This is a genomic window from Peribacillus suis (assembly GCF_059384845.1).
Genome location: NZ_CM182019.1, coordinates 4,038,914 through 4,055,169 on the forward strand (window position 1 = coordinate 4,038,914; position 16,256 = coordinate 4,055,169).

General features: G+C 42.9%; 17 protein-coding genes. All 17 read right to left on the bottom strand.

Annotated elements, in window-relative coordinates; translation table 11 throughout:
* Positions 1-59: 59 nt before the first annotated feature.
* The 17 genes from wecB to glpX all read right to left on the bottom strand — a co-directional run bounded on the left by wecB (position 60) and on the right by glpX (position 16,161).
* Positions 60-1,199: a non-hydrolyzing UDP-N-acetylglucosamine 2-epimerase gene (gene wecB, locus AC503W_RS19770; protein ID WP_402870325.1), complete on the bottom strand. Its 1,140-nt coding sequence runs from the start codon at positions 1,197-1,199 to the stop codon at positions 60-62.
* 21 nt (positions 1,200-1,220) lie between these two features.
* Positions 1,221-1,850 carry a uracil phosphoribosyltransferase gene (upp, locus tag AC503W_RS19775; RefSeq protein ID WP_402870323.1) on the bottom strand — a complete coding sequence of 210 codons (630 nt, stop codon included), beginning with the start codon at positions 1,848-1,850 and terminating at the stop codon, positions 1,221-1,223.
* A gap of 257 nt (positions 1,851-2,107) precedes the next feature.
* A complete protein-coding gene (gene glyA / locus AC503W_RS19780; RefSeq protein ID WP_402870321.1) occupies positions 2,108-3,349 on the bottom strand; it encodes a serine hydroxymethyltransferase in 1,242 nt (413 codons plus the stop codon).
* 348 nt (positions 3,350-3,697) lie between these two features.
* Entirely contained in the window at positions 3,698-4,291 is a 594-nt protein-coding gene (locus tag AC503W_RS19785) for a TIGR01440 family protein (RefSeq protein WP_494915524.1), read from the bottom strand.
* A gap of 58 nt (positions 4,292-4,349) precedes the next feature.
* Positions 4,350-4,796, bottom strand: a complete 447-nt coding sequence (rpiB, locus tag AC503W_RS19790) for a ribose 5-phosphate isomerase B (RefSeq protein WP_494915526.1) — start codon at positions 4,794-4,796, stop codon at positions 4,350-4,352.
* 128 nt (positions 4,797-4,924) lie between these two features.
* Positions 4,925-6,214, bottom strand: coding sequence for a methyl-accepting chemotaxis protein (locus tag AC503W_RS19795; RefSeq protein ID WP_494915528.1), 1,290 nt, complete (start codon positions 6,212-6,214; stop codon positions 4,925-4,927).
* Positions 6,215-6,233: 19 nt separating this feature from the next.
* Complete coding sequence (locus tag AC503W_RS19800; RefSeq protein ID WP_494915530.1) at positions 6,234-6,677, bottom strand: low molecular weight protein arginine phosphatase; 444 nt, start codon at positions 6,675-6,677, stop codon at positions 6,234-6,236.
* Positions 6,678-6,891: 214 nt separating this feature from the next.
* Positions 6,892-7,458, bottom strand: coding sequence for a manganese efflux pump MntP (locus tag AC503W_RS19805; protein WP_402870307.1), 567 nt, complete (start codon positions 7,456-7,458; stop codon positions 6,892-6,894).
* 87 nt (positions 7,459-7,545) lie between these two features.
* A complete protein-coding gene (locus AC503W_RS19810; protein ID WP_494915532.1) occupies positions 7,546-8,589 on the bottom strand; it encodes an L-threonylcarbamoyladenylate synthase in 1,044 nt (347 codons plus the stop codon).
* Positions 8,590-8,881: 292 nt separating this feature from the next.
* The gene (spoIIR, locus tag AC503W_RS19815; RefSeq protein WP_494915534.1) at positions 8,882-9,661 is read right to left on the bottom strand and encodes a stage II sporulation protein R; all 780 of its coding nucleotides are present in this window, start codon (positions 9,659-9,661) and stop codon (positions 8,882-8,884) included.
* Between the two features lie 119 nt (positions 9,662-9,780).
* Positions 9,781-10,650: a peptide chain release factor N(5)-glutamine methyltransferase gene (prmC, locus tag AC503W_RS19820; RefSeq protein ID WP_402870297.1), complete on the bottom strand. Its 870-nt coding sequence runs from the start codon at positions 10,648-10,650 to the stop codon at positions 9,781-9,783.
* The gene (prfA, locus tag AC503W_RS19825; RefSeq protein WP_402870294.1) at positions 10,643-11,713 is read right to left on the bottom strand and encodes a peptide chain release factor 1; all 1,071 of its coding nucleotides are present in this window, start codon (positions 11,711-11,713) and stop codon (positions 10,643-10,645) included. The genes prmC and prfA overlap by 8 nt, the downstream gene beginning before the upstream one ends.
* A 160-nt stretch (positions 11,714-11,873) precedes the next feature.
* The gene (locus AC503W_RS19830) at positions 11,874-12,326 is read right to left on the bottom strand and encodes a hypothetical protein (protein ID WP_494915536.1); all 453 of its coding nucleotides are present in this window, start codon (positions 12,324-12,326) and stop codon (positions 11,874-11,876) included.
* 176 nt (positions 12,327-12,502) lie between these two features.
* Positions 12,503-13,108, bottom strand: coding sequence for a thymidine kinase (locus tag AC503W_RS19835; protein ID WP_494915538.1), 606 nt, complete (start codon positions 13,106-13,108; stop codon positions 12,503-12,505).
* A gap of 137 nt (positions 13,109-13,245) precedes the next feature.
* Complete coding sequence (rpmE, locus tag AC503W_RS19840; protein ID WP_034315847.1) at positions 13,246-13,446, bottom strand: 50S ribosomal protein L31; 201 nt, start codon at positions 13,444-13,446, stop codon at positions 13,246-13,248.
* 148 nt (positions 13,447-13,594) lie between these two features.
* Positions 13,595-14,884 (bottom strand): transcription termination factor Rho, encoded by a 1,290-nt coding sequence (rho, locus tag AC503W_RS19845; protein ID WP_402870287.1) that lies wholly within the window; start codon positions 14,882-14,884, stop codon positions 13,595-13,597.
* Between the two features lie 314 nt (positions 14,885-15,198).
* Entirely contained in the window at positions 15,199-16,161 is a 963-nt protein-coding gene (gene glpX / locus AC503W_RS19850; protein ID WP_402870284.1) for a class II fructose-bisphosphatase, read from the bottom strand.
* Between the last annotated feature and the right edge of the window lie 95 nt (positions 16,162-16,256).

The window sequence follows — 16,256 nt, forward strand, 5'->3', positions numbered from 1 at the left end:
ATTGAGGAGTATACAATAAAAAAAGGAAAAGCCCTTGGATATTGGCTTTTCCTTTTTTATTATTCAAATCTTGTTGGTGGTTCACTTATTTGCTTGAAATAGTATCGGACCGCTTCAGCAATCCGGGCTGATGCGTTGCCGTCACCATATGGATTTGAGGCCTTTGACATTCTTTCGTGCTCTTCGGGATCGTTCAGCAATTCATGCGCCATTTGTACAATTGTCCGCTCGTCCGTTCCTGCCAGCTTCAAGGTACCCGCGTTGATTCCTTCAGGACGTTCAGTCGTATCCCGCAATACAAGGACAGGGACCCCTAGTGAAGGGGCCTCTTCTTGAATCCCCCCGGAATCCGTCAGAATCAAATACGCTCTGGAAGCAAAGTTATGAAAATCCAAAACATCCAGCGGTTCAATTAAATGGACACGGGGATGATCGCCGAGAATCTCATTGGCAAGTTCTTGTACAGCAGGATTCAAGTGTACTGGATAAACCACTTGAACATCTTCATGGTCCGCCACGATTCTTTTAACGGCCCTGAAGATATTGCGCATCGGCTCTCCTAGATTTTCCCTACGATGGGCCGTCAGTAAAACGAGCCTGTCTTTGCCCAACCCAGTTAAAACCGGATGGGAATACGTGGAGCGAACCGTCGTTTTCAAAGCATCCGTTGCCGTATTACCGGTCACGAAGATATTGCCTCTCTTGTTTTCATTCAACAAGTTCTCTTCCGCTTTGGCAGTCGGTGCGAAATGAAGGTCAGCCATCGTGCCCGTTAATTGGCGGTTCATCTCTTCAGGGTAAGGGGAATATTTATTCCACGTACGCAACCCCGCTTCCACATGTCCAATGACGATTTGATTATAAAAGGCGGCTAAGCTCGCAACAAAAGTTGTGGTGGTATCACCGTGTACCAGAACAATATCGGGTTTTGCTTCTTTCATTACGGAATCAAGCCCACTTAAAGCCCTGGTTGTAATATCCGCTAACGTTTGCCTTTCCTTCATTATATTCAAGTCATAATCGGGAACGATGGAAAACAAGTCCAAAACTTGATCTAGCATTTGTCGATGCTGTGCCGTTACAGCAACTATAGGTTCGAAAAATTCTGGGTGCTTTTGAAATTCGAGTACTAAGGGAGCCATTTTGACAGCTTCCGGCCTCGTTCCGAAAATCGTCATGACCTTGATCGGTTGTTTCATTCGTGACACCTCAGTTTCTTTCTATTTTGTGCCGAATAAACGATCTCCTGCGTCACCTAGACCTGGAACGATATATCCGTGTTCATCCAACTTCTCATCAAGTCCTGCAATGTAAATATCAACATCCGGATGTGCTTCTTTTAATGCTTCCACTCCCTCTGGAGCCGCAATGAGACACATGAACTTGATATTGATTGCCCCACGGTTCTTAATCGAATTGATCGCTTCAATAGCAGAACCGCCCGTAGCTAACATTGGGTCAACAACAATACATTCTCTTTCAGCCAAATCGCTTGGCATTTTCACATAGTATTCAACAGGTTTTAATGTTTCAGGGTCACGGTATAGACCCACATGTCCTACTTTTGCAGCTGGGATCAACTTAATGATTCCGTCAACCATCCCTATTCCCGCACGTAGGATCGGAACGATGCCCACTTTCTTACCGGCAAGCATTTTCACCTTCGCCTTGCTTACAGGTGTTTGGATTTCAACTTCTTCAAGTTGCATGTCTCTAGTGATTTCAAATGCCATCAATGATGCCACTTCATCCACTAGTTCACGGAATTCCTTTGTTCCTGTATTTATATCGCGTATATAAGCTAATTTGTGTTGAATTAACGGGTGGTCAAAAACAAAAACTTTTCCCATTTTTCATCTCTCCCATTCCAGTGCCTGATTTTGTTTATATTTCATACTTGCCATAGTCATCTAAAGTCTTTTTATGCCCTTTAAATTTCACTTCTACTCATTTTACAGAAAAAAGATTCAATCTTCAATAAGCCTTTAGATGTCAGACCTATTTTTAGTATTTAGATTTTTCGGAACACGATGACTTATATATCTTTTTTCCATCACGTGCACTACGTAAAAAAACCACTTCCCCAGAAAGGAAGCGGCTCTACATATTAGAATGAAGGATACAAATCGAATTTACTTGTCAAAGCTTCAACGCGTTGTTTCGCTTCTTCAAGTTTCGCTTCATCTTCATTATTTTTCAAAACAAGACCAATGAGTGACGCAATTTCATCCATGTCTTCTAACCCGAAGCCACGAGAAGTCACGGCCGCCGTTCCGATACGGATACCACTTGTAACGAATGGTTTTTCCGGATCATAAGGAATTGCGTTTTTATTGACGGTGATTCCGATTTCATCCAATGCTTTTTCTGCAATCTTTCCTGTAAGTCCTGTTGAACGAACATCAAGTAAGATTAAATGATTATCCGTACCGTCAGATACAAGTGTGAATCCTTCTTTCTTAAGACCTTCACCCAAGCGTTTAGCATTATCGATGATTTGTTGAGCATATCCTTTAAAATCATCTTGAAGCGCTTCACCGAATGCCACTGCCTTAGCCGCAATAACATGCATTAACGGGCCGCCTTGAATACCAGGGAAGATAGATTTATCGATTTTCTTGCCGAACTCTTCTTTACAAATAATCATTCCGCCACGTGGTCCGCGAAGTGTTTTATGGGTTGTTGTCGTTACGAAATCAGCATATGGAACTGGGCTTGGATGCAAACCTGCAGCCACTAAACCGGCGATATGTGCCATGTCCACCATTAAATATGCTCCAACTTCATCGGCAATTTCACGGAAGCGTTTAAAGTCAATTTCACGTGGATATGCGCTAGCACCCGCTACGATCAATTTCGGTTTATGCTGACGGGCTTTTTCCAATACATCATTATAATCGATACGGTGATCTTTTTCGTCCACACCATATTCAACGAAGTTATAGTTCACTCCACTGAAGTTAACAGGACTGCCGTGCGTTAAGTGGCCACCATGGGAAAGGTTCATCCCAAGCACTGTGTCACCTGTTTGAAGAACAGTAAAGTAAACGGCCATATTCGCTTGGGCACCAGAGTGAGGTTGTACATTTACATACTCGCCACCAAATATTTCCTTTGCGCGATCGCGTGCCAAGTCTTCTACGATGTCGACATATTCACATCCACCATAGTAACGTTTCCCAGGATACCCTTCAGCATATTTATTCGTTAGAACAGATCCTTGAGCCTCCATGACAGCTTCACTAACGAAGTTCTCAGATGCAATAAGCTCAATCTTGCTTCTTTGTCGCCCTAATTCCAGTTGGATTGCGTTAAATACTTGTTCATCTTGTTTTGCCAAACGATTCATTCCGTAACTCCTCCTCAAATTGTGCGGGATTATTCGCTTTTTCCATTATGTACAACATGCCCTCAAAAGGACATGAAAAAGCCTCAGCTATAATTGTTTGAAAATTCTACTCTATTTTAACATGTCTATTTTAGAAGTGGTAGTTTATTTTTATCGAATATTCCTTCTATGATATTAAAATATTGTTCGTATTTTATAGAGTTTTCCCGAAAAAACCCTTAGTATCCTTAGATTTAAACAGCAAAAAACATTTTCCATACAATCAATTTGCGATTATTTAAGATTGTTCCTCTGTTATTTGAAAACAGCATCCCCTCATTAAAGGAATGCTGTTTGCCTTTTTAATTATCATGTACAACTCTTATTTACAGAAGCAGCTTGATAAACGGCCCGTTCCCCACCAATTAGTTTAGGACGGGTTCTAGCCATTGTCACATGGGCATGGCCTATTTCCTTAATGGACGTTCTAACTGGAACAGCTACATGTTTCAAATGCATGCCGATAAACGTATCGCCAATATCAATCCCTGCATCCGCCTTGATGTGCTCGACAACTACAGCATCATCCCATTGCTGATAAGCGTGGGTGGCCATTGACCCTCCAGCTGTGCGCACGGGTACAACCGCAACTTCTTCATAGCCTCGTGAATCCGCCGACTCCCTTGGGAGGACGAGCGCCCTATTCAAGTGTTCACAACACTGATAGGCAACCTGCACTCCGGTTTCTTCTTGAAATTCCTTCACTACAGAAAAAAGCATGCCCGCCACATCAATCGATCCTTCGGTACCAATTCGTTTCCCGGCCACTTCACTTGTAGAGCAACCAATTACAAGTAGCTGCCGCTTCCCTAAAGCGGCGGTTTCCTGGAACTCCTGTAACAGTTTTTGAAACTGGTTTTTCCATATCTCAAGCTCTTCTGATAATAAAGCATCACTTGTCATGAAAAACGCATCCTTTCATTGTGGATACCTCGCGTTAGCATTACGGATGTTGAATGACTTAGTTATTTTTGTCCTCATACTCCGCAATCTTGCCAATCCGATTTTGGTGACGACCGCCCTCAAATTCATAAGTCAACCATGTTTGGGCTATCTCCCTTGCAAGACCAGGCCCAATGACACGTTCCCCCATCGCCAACACGTTACTGTCATTATGCTGACGGGTCAATTTTGCACTATACACATCATGAACCAGCGCACAACGTACCCCTTTGACTTTATTGGCAGCAATGCTCATTCCGATGCCTGTACCACAGATTAGGATGCCTCGATCAAATTCGCCTTTCGCCACTTTTTCAGCAACCGGCAGGGCAAAGTCGGGATAATCCACGGATGTACTGCATTCACAGCCGAAATCCTCATATGGAATATTCAACTCATTCATCAAGTTCTTTATTTCTTCACGGATTTGAATTCCTCCATGGTCTGAAGCAATTGCAACTTTCATAATAAAGTCCTCCTAGATGTTCTCATTTATTTTTATTGTGTCACAAAGTTATGAAAAGATAAAGGGAAGCAGATTCCCTCTATACAAAAGCAGGAAATCAGCGACTGATTTCCTGCAAGGAAGCGGTTTTACGTATGAAAACGGGTGATGGTCTGCTTAAGTTTGTCGGCTTGATCCTTAAGTTCCATGGCCAACTTATCTACATTTTCCATAACGGAAGCCTGTTCATGGGTTGTAGCCGTGACTTCTTCTGCACCAGCGGATGTCTCTTCAGCAATGGCAGCGACTTCCTGTGACTGCCTGGATGTTTCCTCCACACTTTCCATCTGACGATCAACAAGCTCGGTAATATCCTTGACCGCTACGACAACGTTATGTACCGTTTTTGTCATGCCTTCGATCGCTATGTCTGTATCGGTCCCTTTTTGCGCTTCTTTATTCGCCGATACCACCTGCTCACTGATTTGTTTGACGACCGCCTGAACTTCAACTTGAATGTTCTGGATAAGACTTGAAATGCCCTGAACAGCTTTCGCGCTCTCATCCGCCAAGAGACGGACTTCCTCCGCTACAACGGCAAATCCTTTACCGTGTTCTCCGGCTCGGGCTGCTTCAATCGAGGCATTCAAGGCCAAAAGGTTGGTCTGAGCTGCGATATCACCAACGAGTTCAATGATTTTTTCTACCTTTTTCGCATTTTCCTCCAAGCGCTTCACCGTTTTGAGTGACTCTTGGTTTTCTTGAGCCAATTGTTTAATACCGGAAACCAAGGAATTGACGACTTCCTTACTCTGAAACAGTTCTTCCGCCATTTCACTGGATAGTCCAACCGATGCCTTCGCCTTGCTTTGAACCTGCTGCGCAATCATGATGACATCATCGATGGATTCAGCCGTATTCATGATGGAGACTGCCGAGTTGTCGGCACCTTTGGATATTTCCTCAATGGTCCTTGCGATGTTCTCAGCCTGGTCCGAAGCTCTCGAAGACTCTTGGGAGATATGAATGACTTTATTATTGGTCTCTTGAAAGTTCTCTTCAATGCTCTGTACCATTTCCCGGAGGTTAAACAGCATCAAGTTAAATGCCATGCCGAGTGAACGGATCTCATCATCCGCCTTCGATAGGACCACTTCTTCGTTAATGCTTCCTTGTGCTGCACTTAGAGCAACTTTTTCTAACCTTTGTAGTGGTTTAGTAATGACACCGGCTGCAAAAAAGGCGAGAAGGCCCGACCACATTATGCCTAGTAACAACGTAGCAATGCTAAAACTTATCGAACTGATATTTTCAAAAAACATTGGGTGTACAACGAAAATGAAAAATGCCGAGGTTGAATACGTGATTAAAGCAAGGACTGTAATGAAGACAACCAATTTCTTTCGTAAACCAAACTTATAATGTGCTCTTTCTGCCATTCTCTTTCCCCCTGTAGACTTACTCTTTGAGCCTTTTAACCAATTCTACAATTAAACCATGAAGCTCCTTGAACGTTTCCCGATACAGGTTTTCCGAACCGCCAAACGGATCTAGTATGTCTTTATCATATTTATCGTCCTGAATGAATTCTTTTAAAGTGAAAGTTTTGTGATCTATGGTTGGGAATGTATTCAGAATGACCGATTTATGTCCTTCCGTCATCGTAAAAATATGTGTGGCCCAGTCTAAATCCTGCTGGGATAATAGTGTGGAGCGATGGTGATTCCACATATCATTTTCGCCCAATACTCTTTTGGCATATTCTGATGCGTCCTGACCAGGTGTAGCATATACGCCTGCGGACCTCACTTCGATGCCCGATATGTTTTTACTTTTTAAAATTGCTTCTGCCATGGGGCTCCTGCACGTGTTACCGGTGCATACAAACAATACTCGGATCATATGTAACGCCTCCTTTTTTATTCATTATAAGGCATAGATCCAATTTGAATAGTCCGTCTAAAAGCCTACTCTTAATTAAAATAACATAAAAAACATCGATATTTTGAATAAAATAAGGCGATTTTATAAACCTTTTTACCTAGTCCTGATAAAAATAAAAACCGCTCCGGCATTCGGAACAGTTTGATGATGAAAAGATAGGATATGAATATGTCTAAAAAGAGAATAATAGCTTTAAGCCGAATGCACATAGAATACTTCCACCAAGGATCTCACTGTATACTCCCAAGAGTCCCTGCATCTTTCTCCCAAGCAGAAGTCCCGCCCACGTTAAAAGAGTGGCGGCAAGGCCAAAGCATAAAATGGTCACGAGCGTTTTCGCCCCATAGATTCCGAGAGTCAAACCCACTGAAAAACTATCCAGGCTCACCCCAAGCGCAAATATGAGCAACCCTTTTCCCACCGGGGCAAGTAGTTTTTGATCTCTGCTCCCTGATTCATTCACCTTCCCGGGTAGGAACATCTGGATGCCAAGAAAAATCAACAAGAGGCCGCCCGCATATGTAGCAAAAGTTCCGAATTTATCAGAGATAAAACGCCCCGCCCCCATTCCAAGCAACGGCATCCATACATGAAAAAAACCGACTGTCAGCCCGATGAAGAAAATCTGCCTCAGCCTTAGCTTGAACATGCCCATTCCTAATCCCACAGAAAAGGCGTCCATGCCTAACGCAAAAGCCATGATCAATAAGGTGATGATTTCCCCAGAAACCGTATTCATTCCAACCCCCCTCGGACGTGCCTACTACATGTTATGCATGTCCGAAAAGAAATAGAAGGAAAAATCCTGTGTTTTAGCTGTGATTACCTATCCCTCGATAGTTTGGTGACCGGCAGCTTTAACGAGCCTGTTCATGATGGCAACGCCAATTCCGGACTCCGGGAACATTTCGCTAAAGATGATATCCGTATCAAGGGCATCAAATTGTCTTAACGTATCGTACAACCCGGCTGCAACCGTATGCAAGTCTGCCAATGATCCAGGCGCTATGACATAATCCGCTTTATATTCAGGTTGATGCTCATTAGAACATATGACGCCAACTTTCAACCCATCTTTTCTTTTTTCATCCACAAGTCTTTGAAGAAAAGCTTGATTGCCCTTCACTAAAAAAAGTGGCGCTTTCGGTGCATAATGTGTATATTTCATTCCCGGTGCTTTTGGGGCCGCATCTTTACTTTTCAAAGCGACATCATGCCTTACCGTACCGATGACCGCTTCGATTTGTTCGAGTGTAATCCCACCGGGTCTTAATATAACCGGGGTTTCTACGGTACAATCAAGCACTGTGGACTCAACGCCTACCCCTGTTGCCCCGCCGTCAACGATACCTGCAATTCGACCTACCAAATCATCTTCGACATGCTTAGCGGTAGTCGGGCTCGGTTTCCCCGAAGTATTTGCACTCGGTGCCGCTATCGGCAAGCCACTCGCCTTAATAAGGGCCAAGGCAATCGGATGATTCGGCATCCTGATTGCAACGGACTCCAAGCCAGCTGTCACTATGTTCGACAACTTTCCAGGTTTTCGTTTCATAATGAGAGTCAATGGCCCCGGCCAAAACTCATCCATCAGTTTCCTTGCTTGTTCTGGGACCTCTTCAACTATCTCGTTTAATTGCTTCTCAGAAGCGATGTGGACAATCAATGGATTGTCACTTGGTCGCCCCTTTGCTTCGAACACTTTTTTTACCGCTTCATCACTTTTTGCATTAGCTCCCAAGCCGTAAACGGTTTCAGTAGGAAAGGCTACCACCTGATTGGCCTCTAATAATTCGGCCGATTGTATGATCTGGGGATAACTTTGTAAATTATCCACATCTTTATCCACTAACCAGACTTTCGTTTCCATTATTAACACCTTCACTTTTTTACTTATCTTATTTTTGATAATTGCTTATATATGAACGGTTTTTCAGCCGTTTTAGATGGTTTTTGCTTAAAAGATACTTTGAAAGTATAAAAGAAGTATACACAATATTCAAGTGTTATCCACAAATTGTGGGTAACTACAAGTAAACTGTGGATAATATTGTGGATATTGGTCATTAAAGACTGACTTTTTCGATATTTTGTTAATATGCCTGTGGATATGTTCGGTTTTCCCTTTCTAAACCTGAAAATTAGGGACAGTTGCCCCCATTTCAAAAAATCTCATGGAAAATTTCCGCAAAAAGTGACTTCACTTCAACTTCGGGTTCATCTTCTCCGTCGTACACTTGTTGTCCCTTATCGGCAGAGGCCGTATATTCGGCATTCTCTACTTCTTCATCCTCTTCTCTAGCCTCCTCCTTCACCCCTTCTACTATCTTATCCTTCGCTTTTGCTTTCGTGTCCTTTACAGCCGCGGACACTTTTGCCTTTTCCACCGTCACCGTTTCCTTTTCTTCATCCTCTACAATAGGACTTTGGCTTACTGCCGTACCGTTTGAAAAATCAAGGAAGCATAATGGAGGAAACAACACACACCACCAGTTAGCCCCTTCCCCTTCACCAAGCGTAATGATCACCGCTTCGTACTCACCTGCAGGGTATAAATACTGGCCATAAAGCTTTGTGGGAAACTCTGCTTGTCCAAAATCCACGGAAACGGACTGCTCCAAACCATTCTCCTTTACCACTTCCCTGGCCGTGGCCTCAATATCACCCAAATGGGATTGAATTACTTTTCTCGCTTCATCTAATGAGGTAAGATCTTTTAACCACTCGGTAATATCGGCATTCACTTCGTCACGGATCAGGCGTTTAACGGATTGGTCCGCTTCCTTATCGCTGTTAGCCAAAATCCTAAGACGAATCGCCTCATCCGGTATGACCATGGTCGCCTCGGTTCCGACCGCTTCCGCTTTCGGCATGTATATACTTATAATCGTTCCTATTGTTAAGATTAATAGATAAATAATGGCTAAATGTTTAGTTTTCATTACTCTCGCCCCCCTCATACAAACTAGTCTCGCCAATACCCGGCTATCTTAAACTAGTAAATATGATTTAAGGTTCACGATTTTCCAAAAGGAAAAAATCCGTCCCCAACGGAGACGAATCAACTCAATATAGCAAAGACCATCCGATCTTTCCCATTAATATCATGTTCAACGGAAACATCCGCGTGCACAAACGTTTCTTTCAGTAATCCAGCCACAGCTTTCCCTTGTCCTGCCCCCACTTCAAAACCGATGAAACCAGGCACTTGCATGACTTGCGGCAATTGTTCCATAAACCGGCGGTAAAAATCGAGTCCATCGACACCTGCAAATAAAGCACGATGGGGCTCATGATCCGTTACGACCGTAGACATCGTCTTTTCATCTTCATCCGGGATATATGGAGGATTCGATAAAAGGATGTCCACCTTCTTATTTTGCTGGATGAAGGGCTGAAGTAAATCACCTTGGATAAATTGCACATCCGCATCCAGTAATCCAGCATTCCTTCGCGCCACCTCAAGTGAAGGTGCTGCGATATCCGTAGCCGTCACGTGCAGTCTTGGTTCCTCCAGTTTCATCGTTATGGCAATTGCTCCACTACCCGTCCCGATATCCGCCATATTCAGCTTCTGGGCCCCTTTAAAAATGCCGGGAAGTTTTCGAAGCGTATAGTATATCAATTCTTCCGTTTCCGGTCTGGGAATCAATACTTCTTCATTCACAAGGAAGGTACGGCCATAAAACTCCTCGCTTCCGATTATATACTGGACCGGTTCTCCTTTTACGTGTTGCGCCACTCCCGACTTGAATTGTTCAAGCTGTTCTGGACTGAGTTCTGTGTGCAGATTGGCCAAAAGTTGCGATCTCGTCTGTTTTAAATAATGTTGCAGCAAAATCTCTCCCGCATTGGCATCGCGACCATTCTCCATTAAAAAAGAAGAAGCCCACTTCAGGGCTTCATATACTTTCACAACCGGATTATTCATCTGCATTTTCCAGCCTTGATGATTGATCTTCCATGATCAAGGCATCCACGACATCATCCAGCTTTCCTTCCATGATTTGATCCAGCTTTTGAATCGTTAAGCCAATCCGATGGTCGGTAACACGGTTTTGCGGGAAGTTATACGTGCGGATTCGTTCTGAACGATCCCCTGTACCAACCGCAAGCTTCCGGTTCTGGTCATATTCTGCCTGTACTTCGCGATTGATTTTGTCATATACACGAGCCCGTAATACTTTCATCGCTTTGTCTTTATTTTTGATTTGTGATTTTTCGTCCTGACAAGACACTACCGTATTCGTTGGTATATGTGTTAAACGCACGGCCGACATGGTCGTGTTAACACTTTGCCCTCCAGGTCCGCTGGATGCAAAAGTATCTACACGTACATCCTTATCATGGATTTGTATTTCCACTTCTTCCGCTTCTGGTAAAACGGCGACCGTTGCCGTTGATGTATGAATTCGTCCACCCGACTCCGTTTCAGGGACACGTTGAACACGATGGGCTCCATTTTCAAACTTCAACTTGGAATAAGCACCATTCCCATTGATCATGAAAATGATTTCCTTATAACCGCCAAGCCCGGTAGGACTCGCTTCAATGACCTCAGTCTTCCAACCTTGCACTTCAGCAAAACGGCTGTACATGCGGTAAAGACTTCCTGCAAATAGCGCCGCTTCATCTCCGCCTGCCGCTCCACGTATTTCCATGATAACGTTTTTGTCATCATTAGGATCTTTCGGAATCAGCAAGATCTTCAGCTTTTCCTCGAGTCGTTGTATCGTGGATTCGAGTTCACTGATTTCTTCCTTAACCATATCGCGCATATCCGCATCCAATTTATCCTCAAGCATTGCTTTAGCTTCCTTGTGTTGATCCCGGACCTCTTTGTATTCCTTATAAGTGGAAGCCGTTTCCTGAATACTAGCTTGTTCCTTCGAATATTCCCTTAGCTTATTCGTATCATTGATGATTTCAGGGTCACTCAATAGTTCATTCAATCTCTCATATCTATCTTCTACTGCTTGCAGTCGATCAAACAAGTTATTCACCTCTTAAGTTATCCAACACCAACTTGGCATGATGTTGAAAGGATCTTTTTATTTCTACATATAATTAATTCAGTGCCCCATTCGAGTTCACTTCTAAGGTTAATTATAGTATAGGTGAATAATCAACGTCAAAGCTGATTCAAATATGTGGTTATTTCTTTACTTTCACATCTATATTATATTGGGGAACGGCTCGTAAGATAAGATCCTCGATCCGTCTCTTTTCCTTTTCTCTTTCCTGATCCGTCTTTATTTTGCCTTTGGCAAGGACGGTCACATGAATCGTATTGCCATTATGCCACACCATCCCTGTATCATAATCGGTTTCCGATTTAATGACCGCCCGGATTTTATCTATTTCTTGTCCCATCGAGGGTGAATTATTGCTTGTATGATGAGGCGTATTCAGCAGCTGATCAGACGGGCGTTCCGTTTCATTGTCCCAATCAGGAGTGACATTTTTCATATGATTACCAACAAATTCTTGACCATTTCTAGTTTGATCTCCGTATTCTGAATCATTATCAATTGCATTGTCATTTTGACCGCAAGCTGTCAATATACTAAGAAAAACAGCCGCCAAAAAAGGCAAAGTGATTTTCATGTTTTTACCTCCATTAGGTTATGTCTTATTAGAGTGCTTCCTCTTCAGCATTCCCAAAATGAAGGTAAAAGTTTCTTTAATTCTCTTCCATGTATTGGGATGACCTTTCTTCTATATGTTCCCTTTACCTAATAAAAAATGCCCTAGGATCGGAATCCTAGGACATCGTTTTACATTCATATTTGTTCTTTTACTTCCACCGCTTGTTTACCTGGAACTTCGTGATGATGACGGCAACGGGGCTCATATGACTCCGATGCACCAACAAGAATGATGGGTTCATCATAGGAAGCAGGCGAACCATCAATCAAACGCTGAGTCCTACTCGCAGGTGACCCACATACTTCACATACAGCTTGCAGCTTCGTAACGGATTCAGCAAGTGATAATAAAGTAGGCATGGGGCCGAATGGTTCACCTCTGAAATCTTGGTCCAGTCCAGCCATAATCACTCGATAACCGCTGTCCGCAAGATGCTGGGCAATCCCGATAATTTCAGGATCAAAGAATTGAACTTCATCTATCGCAATAATATCCAAGGGCTGATCCAGATACTTAAATATATCTGTTGAATGGGCAATCGGCTTTGCCATCACTGAGGAACCGTTGTGTGATACGACAGCCTCTTCCGCATAGCGGTTATCTATAGCTGGTTTAAAAACCGCTATACTCTCTTTTGCAAATTGAGCACGGCTGACCCGTTTTATCAATTCCTCAGATTTACCTGAAAACATGCTTCCGCAAATAACCTCGATCCAGCCTGTTTGTTTCATTACATACATGGAAACAGCTACTCCTTCCACCTGTCGATCCCTTGGCCATAATTTTTTTGGACCCGGTTTTATATAAAATCTCATTAATTTTCAGAAAAGAAAAAAACAGGCAAGAAGAATACTTGCCTGTTTTTTGAAAGTCCGGCTTATTTAATACCGTATTTTTTGTTGAAGCGATCAACACGTCCGCCAGCTTCAGCGAATTTTTGACGACCAGTGTAGAATGGATGGCATTCTGAACAAGTCTCAACTTTGATTTCTTCTTTAACTGAACCAGTTTCAAAAGTATTCCCGCAAGAGCAAATTACTTTTGATAGTTTATAATTTGGATGAATTCCAGTTTTCATTCTTTTCAGCTCCTTCTGCCCTGAATCATTCGAAACAGAGTTATATACTTCAAGATGAGGAAAATGCATCCTCACATTTATTGTAAAAACACATGACCTCATTATAGCAATTTAAAACTCGTTGTGCAACATTTTGTTTTCAACCTGTTTAAGAGCGCTTTAAACTCGATGATCCTTTTTTCATTTCAAGCATCTCTTCGTCCAACTTACTGAAAAATTCCTCATTGCTTTTTGTCTGTTTTAGACGGCGAAGGAATTTCTCTGCAAAATCTGGGGAATCGGACATCGTTTTACGAATGGCCCAAAGCTTATCCAAACGGTCTTTCGGAATTAATAATTCTTCTTTACGGGTACCTGAACGGCGAATGTCAATCGCAGGGAAAATGCGTCTTTCAGCAAGGGAGCGGTCTAAGTGAAGCTCCATATTCCCCGTACCTTTAAATTCTTCATAAATAACATCATCCATACGTGATCCAGTATCTACCAATGCTGTAGCAAGAATCGTTAAGCTACCGCCTTCTTCGATGTTCCTGGCTGCTCCAAAGAAGCGTTTTGGCCGATGGAATGCAGCGGGATCAATCCCACCCGATAACGTTCTACCGCTTGGGGGAATCACTAGGTTATAAGCACGTGCCAAACGAGTAATGCTATCCATTAGAATGATGACATCGCGTTTATGTTCAACTAGGCGCATTGCCCGTTCCAATACCAGTTCAGCCACTTTGATATGGTTCTCCGGCACTTCATCGAATGTCGAACTAACGACGTCACCAGCCACTGAACGTTCAATATCCGTTACTTCTTCGGGGCGTTCGTCAATGAGTAAGACAATTAATTCCGCCTCGGGATGATTCGTTGTTATGGCATTGGCCATTTCTTTAATCAACATCGTTTTACCCGCCTTAGGGGGAGCCACGATTAACCCACGTTGGCCAAACCCGACAGGAGCAAGGACATCCATAATTCTTGTTGATAAATTCTTCGTCGTTGTTTCTAATGTAATCTGTCTATTTGGATACAACGGAGTCAACCCAGGGAAATGGACACGTTCCTTAGCAGACTCAGGATTGTCGCCATTAACGGCTTCTACATGTAATAATCCATAATAGCGTTCGTTTTCTTTCGGCGGCCTAACCTTTCCGGATACCTTATCACCATTACGCAAATCAAACCTGCGGATTTGGGAAGCTGAAATATAGATATCCTCCGAGCTTGGAGAGTAATTAATCGGACGCAGGAAACCAAATCCCTCTGAAGGGATAATCTCTAAAACACCTTCCATGAATAGAAGGCCATCTTGTTCGGCTTGAGCTTTTAGGATCGCAAATATAAGTTCTTTTTTCGACAGCTTGCTGTAATAAGAAACTTTATATTCCCGTGCATGCTCATAGAGATCTTTTAATTTCATGTTTTCTAAATTGGAAATCGTTAAATTCATCATGACACCACACTTTTATTAATTAAACGTTTTCACCCATACTGAAAAAGGATTGGTTTGTTAAATGGAAGAGAATCCACAATCCATGTACCTGACCAGAGTTTTCGTAGAAAGGATGATACATTTTACATGTAAAGAAGAAAATTATTTGAAGGCTTCTTGAAGTTTGGAGTGAAAGGGCAGAATTAAATCAATTAGTAGAACAAGCTTTATTTTACTTTTTTTAATTAAATTATTCAACTTAATTTTTTAAAAGAGAAAGCGTGCATGAAACACGCGCGCTTTCCCTCATAACTATTCAAGAGTAAATGGTCTTATCTAATCAAGCCGTTTGGCTTCATTTTCAGAATATGGCGTCCATCGATGAAACGGACCGTTCCTGATTTGGCACGCATGACCACGGATTGTGTCTCGCCATGATGAGCCTTAAATTGTACGCCACGAAGAAGTTCACCATCCGTAACGCCAGTCGCAGCAAAAATCGCGTCATCACCACGGACAAGGTCTTCCATTCTCAAGACTTTACCAAGATCAAGTCCCATTTTCCCACAGCGTTTCACTTCTTCTTCATTTTGAGGAAGAAGCTTACCTTGGATTTCTCCTCCAAGACATTTTAATGCTACAGCTGAAATGACTCCCTCAGGAGCTCCACCAGATCCGAATAGAATATCAACACCTGTATGATCGAAAGCCGTATTAATGGCACCGGCTACATCTCCATCGTTGATCAACTTGATACGGGCACCCGCATCGCGAAGTTCTTCGATGATTTTAGAATGGCGTTTACGGTTCAAGACCGTAGCTACCACGTCTTGAATATCCTTATTTTTCGCTTTGGCAACTGCCTTAAGGTTATCTAATACGGATGCATTGATATCGATCAGGCCTACCGCTTCAGGGCCGACGGCAATTTTATCCATATACATATCAGGAGCATGCAGCAAGTTCCCTTGATCGGCAACAGCCAAAACTGCTAGTGCGTTCCAACCGCCTGAGGCAACGATATTCGTTCCTTCTAAAGGATCGACTGCAACATCCACTAGTGGTCCAAGGCCTGTACCAAGTTTCTCACCGATATAAAGCATGGGTGCTTCGTCCATTTCCCCTTCACCGATAACGACCGTACCTTGCATGGGTATGCTATTAAAAACATCCCTCATCGCCGTTGTTGCCGCATCATCTGCTTCTTCTTTCTTTCCTCTACCCATCCAACGCGCAGATGCAAGAGCAGCCGCTTCCGTTACACGGACAAGCTCCATCGACAAACTTCTTTCCATTTTTCGTTCCCCCTCAATGTGCAAACATGTTTTATTTATATAATAGTATAGCACATTAAAGCATATAACGTAACACAATAAGGCAATAAGAAAGG

Coding starts and splice junctions, on each gene's coding strand:
- spoIIR (WP_494915534.1), bottom strand. CDS start 9,661: ATGAAAACTAAACATTTAGCCATTATTTATCTATTAATCTTAACAATA.
- AC503W_RS19785 (WP_494915524.1), bottom strand. CDS start 4,291: ATGACAAGTGATGCTTTATTATCAGAAGAGCTTGAGATATGGAAAAAC.
- glyA (WP_402870321.1), bottom strand. CDS start 3,349: ATGAATCGTTTGGCAAAACAAGATGAACAAGTATTTAACGCAATCCAA.
- AC503W_RS19795 (WP_494915528.1), bottom strand. CDS start 6,214: ATGGCAGAAAGAGCACATTATAAGTTTGGTTTACGAAAGAAATTGGTT.
- rpmE (WP_034315847.1), bottom strand. CDS start 13,446: ATGAAAACTGGAATTCATCCAAATTATAAACTATCAAAAGTAATTTGC.
- AC503W_RS19830 (WP_494915536.1), bottom strand. CDS start 12,326: ATGAAAATCACTTTGCCTTTTTTGGCGGCTGTTTTTCTTAGTATATTG.
- glpX (WP_402870284.1), bottom strand. CDS start 16,161: ATGGAAAGAAGTTTGTCGATGGAGCTTGTCCGTGTAACGGAAGCGGCT.
- AC503W_RS19810 (WP_494915532.1), bottom strand. CDS start 8,589: ATGGAAACGAAAGTCTGGTTAGTGGATAAAGATGTGGATAATTTACAA.
- prmC (WP_402870297.1), bottom strand. CDS start 10,650: ATGAATAATCCGGTTGTGAAAGTATATGAAGCCCTGAAGTGGGCTTCT.
- rho (WP_402870287.1), bottom strand. CDS start 14,884: ATGAATTTAACGATTTCCAATTTAGAAAACATGAAATTAAAAGATCTC.
- upp (WP_402870323.1), bottom strand. CDS start 1,850: ATGGGAAAAGTTTTTGTTTTTGACCACCCGTTAATTCAACACAAATTA.
- AC503W_RS19800 (WP_494915530.1), bottom strand. CDS start 6,677: ATGATCCGAGTATTGTTTGTATGCACCGGTAACACGTGCAGGAGCCCC.
- rpiB (WP_494915526.1), bottom strand. CDS start 4,796: ATGAAAGTTGCAATTGCTTCAGACCATGGAGGAATTCAAATCCGTGAA.
- AC503W_RS19835 (WP_494915538.1), bottom strand. CDS start 13,108: ATGTATGTAATGAAACAAACAGGCTGGATCGAGGTTATTTGCGGAAGC.
- wecB (WP_402870325.1), bottom strand. CDS start 1,199: ATGAAACAACCGATCAAGGTCATGACGATTTTCGGAACGAGGCCGGAA.
- AC503W_RS19805 (WP_402870307.1), bottom strand. CDS start 7,458: ATGAATACGGTTTCTGGGGAAATCATCACCTTATTGATCATGGCTTTT.